This is a genomic window from Shewanella mesophila, from assembly GCF_019457515.1.
GTDB classification, from domain to species: Bacteria; Pseudomonadota; Gammaproteobacteria; order Enterobacterales; family Shewanellaceae; genus Shewanella; species Shewanella mesophila.
In genome coordinates, this window is the sequence record NZ_CP080421.1 from 2,278,111 (window position 1) to 2,290,628 (window position 12,518).

The window sequence follows — 12,518 nt, forward strand, 5'->3', positions numbered from 1 at the left end:
CAAAACTATGATAAGCTTATTGTACTCAATAACTAAAGTGACCACGCGACCATGGCTCGAATGACCTTAGCTGTACACCCTCAACTCTATAGCATTCATAGCTTTACCCCAGATAGTCGAATCGATCCTAAGGTATTTGAGCAACAGATGTTTTTTATTGGCAAGACAAAAGATGAATTGTCAGTTGTTGCCCCCACAGATCTTGCATTAGATAGTCTGGAAGTAGAAAGCGACTGGCGCTGCTTGGAAGTACTCGGCCCATTAGGGTTTTCGATGACAGGGATCTTAGCCAGTGTCTCAGGGACATTGGCCAACTCAAAAATCAGTATTTTTGCTATTTCAACCTTCGATACCGACTATATTCTAGTAAAAAAAGATAAACTTGAACTCGCCATACAAGCGCTTAAAAAAACCAATTATCAGATTATTCATTATTAGCCGTTTAAGGTTAATATGATGCAGTAGAGTATTACAATGATATATGAAAAAACCGTTACCATTACGGCTGAGCATGGTATCCATACCCGACCAGCGGCACTGTTAGTCAAAGAAGCAAAACAATACGATTGTGATATATTAGTCGAATGCCACGGCAAACAGGCAAGCGCTAAAAGCCTGTTTAAACTGCAAACCTTAGGTCTTTATAAGGGGGTTTCGGTCACTGTGAGCGCTGAAGGAGCACAATCACAGCAAGCTGTAGAACGTGTCTCCGAACTGCTCATAACACTCAGCTAAAAGGATATTTGAATGATAATTAAAGGTATTGCCGTTTCAGCGGGTATCGCTTTAGGTCAAGCAAAAGTGCTTCAACCACTCGACAGCAAACTCGATTATCATCTACTTCCCCCTTCGCAGCTTCATTTTGAACAAAGATGTTTAGACAAGGCCCTCGCCGCACTCACGAGTCAGATAAAAAAAAGCGCATTACATCTACAGCCCGATAGCGATCATTATCAGTTAATCGAAGCGGATTTGATGCTACTCGAAGATGAAGAGTTGCAAGAGGAACTGCAAGTTGCCATTGCTAAACAGCAGTTTTCAGCAGCGTTAGCGGTAGAACATACCTTCGCGAAACATGCGCAAGCGATGCGTGATATGGACACGCCATACCTGAGCTGCCGCGCCGAAGATATCCTCTCCTTAGGACAGCGACTCATTCGTATTCTGCTGACCGGTGAATCGACTGAGCTGTCCAATATCCCAGATAACAGCATTATCATCACCCAAGATATCACCCCGGCAGAGTTTGCGACCCTGCCTTTAGAGCGGGTAAGCGGCTTAGTGTTACAAACAGGCGGCGTGACCAGTCACACGGCCATTTTAGCCCGTAGCGCCTCAATCCCGACGCTCATGAGTTGCCCTTGCGATTTGACCCTTATAGCCAACGGGGCACCTATCGCCGTCGATGCGATATCGGGGGAACTAATCGTTAACCCGACTCAAGAGCAGGTGGCACGCTTAGCGATCGCACAGCAGCAAGCCCTTGAACGTAAAGTGGGCTTGGAACAATTTAAAAATCAAGCAACTCAAACCCAAGACGGACACAAGATATCCTTACTCGCTAACGTAGGCTGTATCAGCGAAATCAATCATCTAGCGGATGTTGGTGCTGAAGGCGTCGGTCTGTTTCGTACCGAGTTTATGTTTATGAATAACCATGAACTACCGGATGAACACCAGCAATATCTGCTTTATTGCGATGCACTTCAATTACTTGGTGGAAAGCCATTAACAATACGCACCATCGACTTGGGTGCAGATAAGGAGGTGCCCTCTTTATCTATGGTAAAAGAGGAAAATCCAGCCCTGGGTTTACGCGGCGTTCGTTACACCTTGAGCCATCCTCAATTATTCAAAGCCCAGCTGCGAGCCATCCTACGTGCCGCTAATCATGGTCAGGTCAGATTGATGTTCCCAATGGTCAACCAAGTCGAGGAGTTAGAAGCTGTCTTATCGCTCATAGAACAATGCAAAAATGAACTCATAGAAGCCGAAAAAGGCTTCGGTGATGTCACCTTCGGCATTGTAGTCGAAACCCCAGCGGCGGTGATCAACTTAGATTCCATGTTACCTCTGCTCGACTTCATCAGCATTGGCACCAACGATTTAACCCAGTACACCATGGCTGCGGATCGATCTAATCCTTATCTCATTGACAGGTATCCTGTACTATCGCCCGCTATTATCAAATTAATAGGCCAATCAATAAACTGTGCTAAAGCAGCAAATGTACAGGTCTCCATGTGCGGCGAATTGGCGAGCAATCCCAATGCCACGGCGCTGCTGATCGGCCTTGGCATTGATGAGTTGAGTGTCAGCGTCGCGGCGCTGTTAGAAATTAAGCAGGAACTCACGCGCTGGCGCTATCAGGATTGTGTAAAACTGGCCGAACAAGCAATGGTGATATCGCGCATAGATACACTAAATGAATTGCTAACACGCTGTCACTCTTGATAATTATTGAGTATGCTATGAAAAATAATAAAAACGTCACAAGTGAATCAAAATAGGAAGTCTAAAATGGGATTTTTAAGCCGAATTCGACGTTTAATATCAGGACAAGCTCCCGTAAAGGGCGGTATCGATGTTTATGCGCCGGTATCTGGTGAAATTGTGGCAATTGAAAAGGTGCCTGATGTCGTTTTTGCAGAGAAAATTGTTGGTGACGGTATCGCGATTGCGCCTAAAGGGAGTCAAATACTCGCCCCGGTAGACGGCACTATTGGCAAGATATTTGAGACTAACCATGCCTTCAGTATTGAATCACCTCACGGTTTAGAGCTGTTTGTGCATTTCGGTGTAGGCACGGTAGAGCTGCGCGGTAATGGTTTTAAACGATTAGCCGAAGAGGGTCAAAACGTCAAAATGGGCGACCCTATTTTAGAGTTTGATTTAACGTATTTAAAAGACCATGTTGAGAGCCTACTGACACCGGTTGTTCTAGCGAATATGGAAGACGTTCAGAGCATAGATAAACGCCAAGGGTCAATTGAAGCGGGTAAAGACATCATCTTCTCTGTTCAACTTTAACATTCAGCTCATGTGCTCCGATACATTCGGAGCACATTGCCGACATATCTATGCTATTGAATTTAATTCACCCCGCCGAACTCACCCAATCGTGATATCCGCTTGAGCCGCAGCCGACTCAATGCCACAATGCACAGATAATATAAGCTCACACAATGAGCCCGCTCAACAAGGAGAACCGCTTTGACCCTATATGGCATCAAGAATTGCGACACGGTGAAGAAAGCCCGCAAATGGCTCGAGCAACATCAACAACAGGTGACCTTTCACGACTTTCGCGAAGATGGCTTAACGGCGACTGATATCGAATATTGGGTAGAATGTGTTGGTTGGGAAGCCCTATTTAATAAGCGCAGCACCAGCTTTAGAAACTTAACCGAAACCGAAAAATCAGATCTTAACCAAGATAAAGCCATAAATCTGATGTTAACTTATCCGACACTCATCAAACGCCCGGTCTTAGCCAAAAACGATAAGGTATTTGTCGGCTTCAAGCCCCAGCAGTATCAGGAGATCTTCCTATAATGGCCCAAGATGTGTTAACACTGGCGCAAGACCTTATATCCCGGCCATCGGTAACGCCACTCGATGAAGGTTGTCAGCAACTGATGGCCAACAGACTCGCCGCAAAAGGGTTTAACATTGAGCCAATGGTGTTTGAAGATACCACTAATATGTGGGCGAGACGCGGTAATAATGGGCCAGTATTTTGCTTTGCAGGCCACACAGATGTCGTACCTGTTGGCGATCTAAATCGTTGGCATACACCGCCTTTCGATCCTGTGGTGATAGATGGTTATCTCCACGGGCGCGGCGCCGCCGATATGAAAGGCTCCCTTGCCGCAATGCTGGTCGCCACCGAACGTTTTGTCGATGAACATCCCGATCACAATGGCTCCATCGCATTTCTAATTACCAGCGACGAGGAAGGCCCTTTCATCAACGGGACTACCCGTGTTATCGACACCCTCGAAGCTCGTAGCGAGAAGATCACTTGGTCACTTGTGGGTGAGCCATCGTCCACCCACAAATTAGGCGATATCGTCAAGAATGGTCGCCGCGGCAGTTTAACTGGCAACCTGACGGTTAAAGGCATTCAAGGCCACGTGGCCTACCCTCACCTTGCCGACAATCCGATACACAAGGCCGCGCCCGCATTAGATGAGCTCGCCCGAATGAAGTGGGATAACGGCAATGAATTTTTCCCACCGACCAGTTTTCAAATCGCTAATATCAACGGCGGCACAGGCGCTTCAAATGTGATCCCCGGTGCATTAGAAGTAATGTTTAACTTTCGCTACTCAACCGAAGTCACTGCGGAAATATTAATCCAGCGCGTGCTTAATATTCTCGATGCCCATGGCTTAGATTATGATATTAGTTGGATTTTTAACGGCTTACCCTTTTTAACCGAGGATGGGCCACTGCTTGATGCCACCCGAGATGCGATTAAGGAAGTCACCGGCACAGATACAGATCCACAAACCTCGGGCGGCACCTCTGATGGACGCTTTATTGCACCAACAGGCGCTCAAGTAATAGAATTAGGCCCTGTTAACGCGACCATTCATAAGGTCAATGAATGCGTTAGAGTCGAGGATATCGAGCTGCTTGCCAAGGTCTATCAGCGTATTTTGGAAAAACTACTGTGCTAGATGCGGTCTGCAATATCTATGGTCTTGGGGAGTTACCACTCGAAAAATACCAAGGCCATCTTGTAGAGCCAAGCGCACTGGCTGAATTTAAGTTGATGCAGATCGCGGCGGCTAAAGATGGTGTCTCGATCCAGATCTGCTCTGCTTATCGAGATTTGCCAAAGCAACTCTCCATCTGGAACGCTAAGGCAAGCGGCAAACGGACCTTACTCGATAAAAGCTCCCAGCCAATTGCGATAGCCTCACTTAGCGACGATCAACTGGTGGACGCCATTTTACTTTGGTCTGCGCTGCCCGGCATATCCCGCCACCATTGGGGAACCGATATCGATCTGTTCGATGCCAAGCTTGTTGACCAGAAGGATCTACGGCTAATTTCGAGTGAATATGCGCCTGGCGGCCCCTGTCACAATATGCATCATTGGCTCACGCACTATGCCAGCGATTTTGGGTTTTATTTCCCCTATCAGACAGGACTCAGTGGCGTAAGCCCAGAACCTTGGCACCTAAGTTATTACCCCAAAGCCAACGAATACCTAAAGGCGTTCGATCTTAAAACGCTGGCCGACATCTTGTCACTACAAGAGATGCACCTTAAGCACTCGGTACTTGCGCGACTAGAGAGCTTAGTCGACGAATTTGTCTACCGTATTGCGCCTTGGCCTAAAACGCCCAACAACGAATATTAACGCCTAGCAGCTAGGCTCTTTCAGAGTTTCAACATGAACTTAAATCAGCACCGTAATCGTTTTATTATTGATGATCAAACCATGAGTTATCTTGATGTCGGCCAAGGCCCAGTGCTACTGCTTGGCCACAGCTACTTATGGGATAGCGCCATGTGGGCGCCACAAATCGCAGAGTTGAGTCAGCACTATCGTTGTATCGTGCCTGAGCTATGGGGACACGGACAATCTAGCCAAATGCCGGCTCGCTGCCGATCGCTTAAACATCTGGCCGAGCATTATTTGGCGCTGATTGACCATCTTAATATCGACCAGTTTTCAATTCTGGGATTATCGGTCGGTGGGATGTGGGGCGCTGAATTAACCTTACTTGCGCCTAGCCGAGTTAAAAGCTTAGTGATGATGGGCTGCTTTATCGGTTTCGAACCTGAAGTCAGCCGTGCTAAATACTACGAAATGCTCGATATCATGACCAAGGCCAAATCGATTCCAACACCTTTGATCGACCAAATCGCACCGCTGTTTTTTGCAAATGAGGTTGACCGAGATAATCCTCAGCTAATTAACGCCTTCAAACAAGATCTCGCCAATGTCAGCGCCGAACAAATTGACACCATTGCCCGTCTAGGAAAAATTATTTTTGGCCGCCGCGATATCATGGAAGATGTTGAACGACTCACCTTACCCTGCCTCATCATGACAGGCACAGAAGATAAACCCAGACCCGCACTGGAAGGCTATTTGATGCACGATGCCATCGACGGCAGCGAATATATTCACATCCCCAAGGCAGGCCATATTTCTACCTTAGAGCAAAGTGAATTTATCAATCAGCAGCTACTCGGCTTTTATGCTAAACACTTAAACTAGACTAGTTATTTCGTTTATCGACTGAATAGACCAGAGCGCGGGATATTCAGTGGTAGAATGCCAGCAACAAAATCTTCTTAATAGACATGATTTTATATAATGAAACTACTTAAACCTTTGTTTGACAATAATCGCCGCTGGGCTGGACGCATTCTTGAAGAAAACCCCAACTTCTTCCAACAGCTAGCACAACAACAAAACCCGGAATATTTATGGATTGGCTGCTCCGATAGCCGTGTACCCTCCAACCAAATTATCGACTTAATGCCTGGTGAGGTGTTTGTTCACCGAAACATCGCCAATATGGTGATCCATACCGATCTTAACTGCTTGTCCGTTCTGCAATATGCCGTCGATGTTTTAAAAGTGAAACACATCATGGTCGTTGGTCATTATGGCTGCGGTGGCATAAAAGCATCCATGGGCAAGGAGCGTTTAGGTCTGATCGATAACTGGCTTGGGCATATTCGAGATATTCACCGACTTCATAAAGATGAATTAAATCAACTAGATGAAAAGACTCGATTCGATAGACTCTGCGAGCTCAACGTCATTGAACAAGTGGGTAATGTTGCGAGCACCAATATCGTTCAAGATGCGTGGGAAAAAGGTCATGATGTGGCAATCCATGGCTGGATTTACAGTGTAGAGAACGGCTTACTTTCCGATCTCGATGTAACCATAGATAAAGCCCTCGTGAATTCGAAAAAAACGGGCATCTAGCTATTTTTTCAGGCGCATGATGCCTAAAATCATGCGCTTTTATGCACAGCCTTTAAGCAAATACTAAAAAAGCGACGATATTGGATAAATAATCCTTAATAAACATCGCAGTTTATCCCTCATCCCAGTTATAATTCACTTAATTTTTTCGCGCGATGCGCGCAGCAAATGCTAAGGAAATTTTCCATGCCTGGTTTTGAATTATTTGGTCCTGAAGAGAAGCAGGAAGTTGCAGATGTAATGGAGAACGGATTCACCTTCCGTTACAACTTTGATCACATGCGTAATGACCGTTGGAAAACGCGTGAGATGGAAGCTTTGCTTTGCGAAAAGATGAATGTAAAACACGCTCATCTTGTTTCGAGTGGCACAGCAGCATTGCAGACGGCGATGGCTGCCGCTGGCATTGGTGCTGGTGATGAGGTCATTGTACCGCCATTTACCTTCGTAGCCTCAGTTGAAGCGGTTTTCATGGCTGGTGCCGTTCCTGTTTTTGCAGAAATTGACGAAACCCTTTGCCTATCTCCTGAAGGAATTGAGGCCGCTATAACACCACGCACTAAGGCAATTAACTTAGTGCATATGTGTGGTTCTATGGCAAAAATGGACGAAATCAAAGCCATCTGTGCTAAGCACAATCTGGTCATCTTAGAAGACGCATGCCAAGCCATTGGCGGCAGCTATAAAGGCCAAGCACTCGGTACTATCGGCGATGTCGGTTGTTACTCATTCGATTCTGTTAAAACCATCACCTGTGGTGAAGGCGGCGCCGTTATCACCAACAACGAAACCATCTATAACCATGCACATATGTTCTCAGATCATGGTCATGACCACGTAGGCAACGATCGTGGCGCAGAAGGTCACCCCATCATGGGGCTAAACTTCCGTATCTCTGAGATGAATTCGGCCATGGGTCTGGCTCAGCTTCGTAAGCTCGACACCATCATAGATATTCAGCGCAAGAATAAGAAGATGCTCAAAGACGCGATGGCTGAAATTCCAGAGGTTGCATTCCGTGAGATCCCTGATCCTGCAGGCGATTCAGCTGGATTCCTCACCTTTATGATGCCAACTGAAGCACGCACTATCGAGATCAGCAAAAAACTTGCTGAAAACGGTGTCGATGGTTGTTTTTACTGGTATGTAAACAACTGGCACTATTTAAGTAATTGGAAACATATTCAAGAGCTTAAGTCACCAGCTGCTCTACCGATCACATTAATTGAAGATAAGCCTGACTATACTAAGGTGTCTGTACCTAAGTCAGATGCCATTATGAGCCGCACCATTTCGATGCTAATCAAGCTTTCTTGGACAGAAGACGAAATTAAGCAGCGTATCGAGAACATCAAGCGCGCTTTTGCTTAATAACCTAAATACATCTATCGCGCTGTGGGGCAGCCCCTTGGCGCGATAGTACTTTTTACAGTAATGGTCTCAACGGAGAATGTTGTAATGAGTTTCAAAAATTTTAAGTGTGTACCTAAAATGATCTTCGGTCGTGGTTCGTTTGCTGACCTCGATAAAGTGTTAAGCGAAGAGCGTAAAGTGGCTGATGATTTCGTCGTGTTTTTAGTCGATGACGTACATCAAGGCAAACCACTCGGCGCTCGCGTTCCAGCTAAATCACACGACCAAGTGATCTATGTTAACGTCGATGAAGAACCAACAACGGTGCAAGTAGATGCCTTAACCGAGCAGGTTCAAGCGTTCAACACTAAGCTGCCTGTTAGTGTTGTTGGCCTAGGCGGCGGCTCAACCATGGATCTCGCAAAAGCGGTATCTTTGATGCTTACCAACCCAGGTGGTTCGGCAATGTACCAAGGCTGGGACTTAATCAAAAACCCAGCGATACATCATATTGGAGTTCCAACCGTATCGGGTACTGGTGCTGAAGCGTCTCGTACCGCAGTATTATGTGGTCCAGTACGTAAGCTTGGTTTGAACTCAGACTATACTGTTTTTGATCAGATCATCATGGACTCTGAACTCATCGATGGCGTACCAACGGATCAATGGTTCTATACAGGTATGGATTGTTATATCCATTGTGTCGAATCACTTCAAGGTACCTATCTTAACGAGTTTGCCAAAGCCTTTGCAGAGAAGTCGATGGATCTTTGCCGTGAAGTTTTCCTTGGCGATCATCCAGAGAAAGATGACAAATTGATGATGGCTTCCTACATGGGTGGTATGAGTATCGCCTATAGTCAGGTTGGCGCATGTCATGCGGTATCTTATGGTCTAGGCTATGTACTAGGCTATCATCACGGGATCGGTAACTGTTTAGCATTCGACGTACTCGAAGAGTTCTACCCTGAAGGCGTCGCAGAATTCCGCCAGATGATGGATAAGCACAACATTGTTCTACCTAAGAATATATGTAAAGATCTGCCTGATGAAACTATCGCTAAGATGGTCGCCGTCACCAAGAGCATGGGACCGCTTTGGGACAATGTTTACGGTAGTGGATGGGAAGAGAAAGTCACAGACGAAATGCTGACTAAGCTATTCCGTCGCATCTAAACTGCCTAAGTGATGAACAAGGGCTCACGATGAGCCCTTTTCTCTTGGCAAACATGCTACACAGCAACAACTATAGGTAAATCTATGAATGTAACTCTGTTAATCCCCGCACGCTATGGCTCTAGTCGTTTTCCTGGTAAGCCGCTAGCGCCGATTAACGGTAAGCCAATGATCCAGCACGTCTACGAGCGCGCCGCCCTAGCGAAAGGATTAACGGCTATCTATGTAGCGACAGACGACGACCGCATTAAAGATGCCGTCGAAGCCTTTGGTGGCAACGTCGTCATGACAGACGAAAAAGCAGCATCGGGAACTGACCGCATTGAAGATGCCATCACTCAGTTAGGATTAAAAGATGATGATCTGGTCATTAATCTGCAAGGCGACCAGCCACTTATTGATCCGATATCGATTGAGCAAATTATTACCCTTTTTGAACGTCATCCGGGTGAGTTTGGTATGGCGACCTTGGGCTATGCCATCACCGAAGAACATGAGCTTAACGATCCTAAACATGTGAAGATGGTGTTTGACAACGATTTTAACGCCCTCTACTTTTCCCGTGCCCGTATTCCCTTTGGCCGCGACACAGACGATTACCCAGTGTATAAGCATCTCGGTGTTTATGCCTATACCCGTTCATTTGTCTCCACCTTCGCAAAGCTGCCCCTTGGCCGCTTAGAAGATTTAGAGAAACTTGAACAGCTTCGTGCACTAGAACATGGCTATAAGATCAAGGTTGCCATCAGTGCCTTCGACTCACCAGAAGTCGACACGCCCGAAGATATTCGCATATGTGAAAGGCGTTTGGCCGTAGATTAACGCCGCTAGAGGATAAGGATGTCGAATTTAGAAGCTTGGCTCATCATCATCTTAGTGATCGGCGTGATAGCGAGTAATATCGCCGTGCTTAAATACAGCGCTAAGTTTAAGATGCCTCAGTTTGGTAAAGATGATTTACAGCAACCTAAGGTTAAAAAAGATGACAACAGCGACCCTGAAGGTAAAGAGAATCACACCGATATAGATAACGGCAGTGATACCGCTCCTAAAAAGGATTAGCAGACGTTATCCTCAACAAGGGCTTACCTCGGTAAGCCTTTTTCGTTTTTACTCTCACATCGTTTCCCCCTTAGAATGAAGGGATGGCATTTTTTGGATTAGCCTTAGTTGCGTTTGGCTGCATCTAATTTGTTAAGTGTGTTTGAAGGTTATACCTTCAATGGGAGTTAATTGCCTGCGGCAGGCTCATGTGCAGATACTGCTTCGGGACGCTTTGCGCCATCCTTGGCCGCTTAACGAAAACATCCATGTTTTCGATACCCTCAGCTGTACCTACACTAGGTTATTTTCTCTCTTCGATTTAGCTTCATTTAGTCTGAGTTGCGAGTTAAAAGCTAACGTGCTTTTGCCCCATTCCGTGTTTCGACTCGTTATCTCAATCGAAAATTCCTACTTTTGTGCCATACAAAATCTCATCCATTTACCTAGTGTTTGGCCTTACCAGAAATCCTAATAGTGTATGGGTATACAGTCGTATTTAAATTTAGGTGTTTTGGTATAAATTTCAGACAAAATCAGTGCGCACTAATTCCATTCGCAATAAATAAAATCCCATAAAATCAATTAACTATGGTGACAGATTTTTAGTTAATAGGTTTGGAAAACGCGCATGCGCGTTTTTCCTGATGGATTACTTATATGAAAAGCGGCAAAATGCTGATAAGTTCATTACATACAGATAGTTAACTGTGCGCGTTTTCACTGGTCTAACGAGGTAAACGCGCATGCGCACTAATAAAATGTTAAGTGCCTTGTAAGTATCGGCGATTCTAAAAAGGATTTACTAATGTCATCGTTGTCAGAACCTGACGATTTAAAGCAATTCGAAAAAACTACTTGGAAGTCAAATCTAACAAGGAGAGTTGATAGTTTTAGAGAAGTTATCAATGAAGGTAATAACTTCGAAGAATTTTTTGGGAAAGAGTACCTCGAAAAATTAACTGAAAAATCAGGAAGGTTAAACTCTTTAACATTTAAGCTTCTTATTTTTTACTTAATCATCATGGTTTCTTTGTATTCAGCGCAAAACTTACAAGACGTTGAGTTAAGAATTCTAGGGTATAGCTTTAAGAATCTAGGGTACTACAAAGAATTCATTCTTTTTATTGCTGCAATAATCACTCCAGTATCCGCACTTTTGACTGCGTATAAAAAGTATATTGATGCTTTAATTAATGAGTGCATAGCAAAAATAGCACCTAACGAAAATGTTCGAGATTTCTATAAACACATTTGGGTAGACTACGCTGCTGATGCACTATTCAAGAAGATCATGAAAGGTGAAAAGATCCATCAGCACGGGTTTTATGTTCTTTTAGCTGCGTTTCTTGCCCTAATATTAGCTTTAATCCTAATTACATTATTATTGGCATCTTTCTTCATTCAGATTGTTGTCATTTATGATGTATTTGTTAATCCGGCAACGCCGGGGTATATAAATAAATTTGTAATTGTATTCGCATTGTCATCAATTCTTTTTTCTTGGCTAGTTACTATCGTTCAACTGCCAATGCCAGAGGTTGATTACAGTAATTATGTAAAAATTGCTAATCTAGAAAAAGAAGATCCAGAAAGATATAAAAAGGTAATGAATGAAATATCTAAAGAAGAAGCTAAAAAAGACGCCAAGTCGATAATACTAACCTCTGCACTTGCTTATCTAATCACCTTTTCTGGATTTAGTTTTATTTGGTTCGGCTTAACTTTACAGGATATATCTGTCTTCCTGCCTAAAGCGGTTACGGGAGCAATGTTTGTTATGTTCTTCTCAAATGAGGTTCTTGCTCTTGTACGAAAAATATCATATAGGAGGTTCTTTAAGAGCTATCCAGATGAATCTGATAGTAGAACAAAGGCGTTTAGCAAGTTACAGAAATTCCTTTCATTCATGAAAATACTGTCTCCTATATTATTAACTATTATATATTCGCAATATGCTTATCGGTAAATAGAATGGTGTATC

General features: G+C 44.5%; 14 protein-coding genes. All 14 read left to right on the forward strand.

The genetic code is table 11. The features are described 5' to 3' along the window. Positions 1-51: 51 nt before the first annotated feature. The 14 genes from K0I73_RS09945 to K0I73_RS10010 all read left to right on the forward strand — a co-directional run bounded on the left by K0I73_RS09945 (position 52) and on the right by K0I73_RS10010 (position 12,503). Complete coding sequence (locus K0I73_RS09945) at positions 52-438, forward strand: ACT domain-containing protein (RefSeq protein ID WP_220060997.1); 387 nt, start codon at positions 52-54, stop codon at positions 436-438. A gap of 39 nt (positions 439-477) precedes the next feature. Beyond that, positions 478-735, forward strand: a complete 258-nt coding sequence (locus K0I73_RS09950; RefSeq protein ID WP_220064328.1) for an HPr family phosphocarrier protein — start codon at positions 478-480, stop codon at positions 733-735. A 12-nt stretch (positions 736-747) separates the two neighbouring features. Further along, positions 748-2,454, forward strand: a complete 1,707-nt coding sequence (gene ptsP / locus K0I73_RS09955) for a phosphoenolpyruvate--protein phosphotransferase (RefSeq protein WP_220060998.1) — start codon at positions 748-750, stop codon at positions 2,452-2,454. Between the two features lie 66 nt (positions 2,455-2,520). Continuing rightward, complete coding sequence (gene crr, locus K0I73_RS09960) at positions 2,521-3,030, forward strand: PTS glucose transporter subunit IIA (protein ID WP_220060999.1); 510 nt, start codon at positions 2,521-2,523, stop codon at positions 3,028-3,030. 183 nt (positions 3,031-3,213) lie between these two features. Then, the gene (locus K0I73_RS09965; RefSeq protein WP_220061000.1) at positions 3,214-3,555 is read left to right on the forward strand and encodes an ArsC family reductase; all 342 of its coding nucleotides are present in this window, start codon (positions 3,214-3,216) and stop codon (positions 3,553-3,555) included. Continuing rightward, positions 3,555-4,685 (forward strand): succinyl-diaminopimelate desuccinylase, encoded by a 1,131-nt coding sequence (gene dapE / locus K0I73_RS09970; RefSeq protein WP_220061001.1) that lies wholly within the window; start codon positions 3,555-3,557, stop codon positions 4,683-4,685. The genes K0I73_RS09965 and dapE overlap by 1 nt, the downstream gene beginning before the upstream one ends. Then, the gene (locus K0I73_RS09975; protein ID WP_258405164.1) at positions 4,679-5,374 is read left to right on the forward strand and encodes a M15 family metallopeptidase; all 696 of its coding nucleotides are present in this window, start codon (positions 4,679-4,681) and stop codon (positions 5,372-5,374) included. The genes dapE and K0I73_RS09975 overlap by 7 nt, the downstream gene beginning before the upstream one ends. Positions 5,375-5,407: 33 nt before the next feature. Beyond that, complete coding sequence (locus K0I73_RS09980) at positions 5,408-6,241, forward strand: alpha/beta fold hydrolase (RefSeq protein ID WP_220061002.1); 834 nt, start codon at positions 5,408-5,410, stop codon at positions 6,239-6,241. Positions 6,242-6,340: 99 nt separating this feature from the next. After that, positions 6,341-6,964, forward strand: coding sequence for a carbonate dehydratase (gene can, locus K0I73_RS09985; protein ID WP_220061003.1), 624 nt, complete (start codon positions 6,341-6,343; stop codon positions 6,962-6,964). Between the two features lie 186 nt (positions 6,965-7,150). Beyond that, positions 7,151-8,335, forward strand: coding sequence for an 8-amino-3,8-dideoxy-alpha-D-manno-octulosonate transaminase KdnA (gene kdnA, locus K0I73_RS09990; RefSeq protein ID WP_220061004.1), 1,185 nt, complete (start codon positions 7,151-7,153; stop codon positions 8,333-8,335). A gap of 87 nt (positions 8,336-8,422) precedes the next feature. Further along, entirely contained in the window at positions 8,423-9,493 is a 1,071-nt protein-coding gene (gene kdnB / locus K0I73_RS09995; protein WP_220061005.1) for a 3-deoxy-alpha-D-manno-octulosonate 8-oxidase KdnB, read from the forward strand. Between the two features lie 84 nt (positions 9,494-9,577). Next, positions 9,578-10,315, forward strand: coding sequence for an 8-amino-3,8-dideoxy-manno-octulosonate cytidylyltransferase KdsB (kdsB, locus tag K0I73_RS10000; protein ID WP_220061006.1), 738 nt, complete (start codon positions 9,578-9,580; stop codon positions 10,313-10,315). An 18-nt stretch (positions 10,316-10,333) separates the two neighbouring features. Continuing rightward, positions 10,334-10,555 carry a DUF2897 family protein gene (locus tag K0I73_RS10005; protein ID WP_220061007.1) on the forward strand — a complete coding sequence of 74 codons (222 nt, stop codon included), beginning with the start codon at positions 10,334-10,336 and terminating at the stop codon, positions 10,553-10,555. A gap of 787 nt (positions 10,556-11,342) precedes the next feature. Next, positions 11,343-12,503, forward strand: a complete 1,161-nt coding sequence (locus K0I73_RS10010; RefSeq protein ID WP_220061008.1) for a hypothetical protein — start codon at positions 11,343-11,345, stop codon at positions 12,501-12,503. Positions 12,504-12,518: the final 15 nt, after the last annotated feature.

Bases quoted from the DNA above. Each gene is read 5' to 3' on its own strand.
- K0I73_RS09945 (WP_220060997.1), top strand. From the start codon at position 52: ATGGCTCGAATGACCTTAGCTGTACACCCTCAACTCTATAGCATTCAT.
- ptsP (WP_220060998.1), top strand. From the start codon at position 748: ATGATAATTAAAGGTATTGCCGTTTCAGCGGGTATCGCTTTAGGTCAA.
- crr (WP_220060999.1), top strand. From the start codon at position 2,521: ATGGGATTTTTAAGCCGAATTCGACGTTTAATATCAGGACAAGCTCCC.
- dapE (WP_220061001.1), top strand. From the start codon at position 3,555: ATGGCCCAAGATGTGTTAACACTGGCGCAAGACCTTATATCCCGGCCA.
- K0I73_RS09980 (WP_220061002.1), top strand. From the start codon at position 5,408: ATGAACTTAAATCAGCACCGTAATCGTTTTATTATTGATGATCAAACC.
- can (WP_220061003.1), top strand. From the start codon at position 6,341: ATGAAACTACTTAAACCTTTGTTTGACAATAATCGCCGCTGGGCTGGA.
- kdnA (WP_220061004.1), top strand. From the start codon at position 7,151: ATGCCTGGTTTTGAATTATTTGGTCCTGAAGAGAAGCAGGAAGTTGCA.
- kdnB (WP_220061005.1), top strand. From the start codon at position 8,423: ATGAGTTTCAAAAATTTTAAGTGTGTACCTAAAATGATCTTCGGTCGT.
- kdsB (WP_220061006.1), top strand. From the start codon at position 9,578: ATGAATGTAACTCTGTTAATCCCCGCACGCTATGGCTCTAGTCGTTTT.
- K0I73_RS10005 (WP_220061007.1), top strand. From the start codon at position 10,334: ATGTCGAATTTAGAAGCTTGGCTCATCATCATCTTAGTGATCGGCGTG.
- K0I73_RS10010 (WP_220061008.1), top strand. From the start codon at position 11,343: ATGTCATCGTTGTCAGAACCTGACGATTTAAAGCAATTCGAAAAAACT.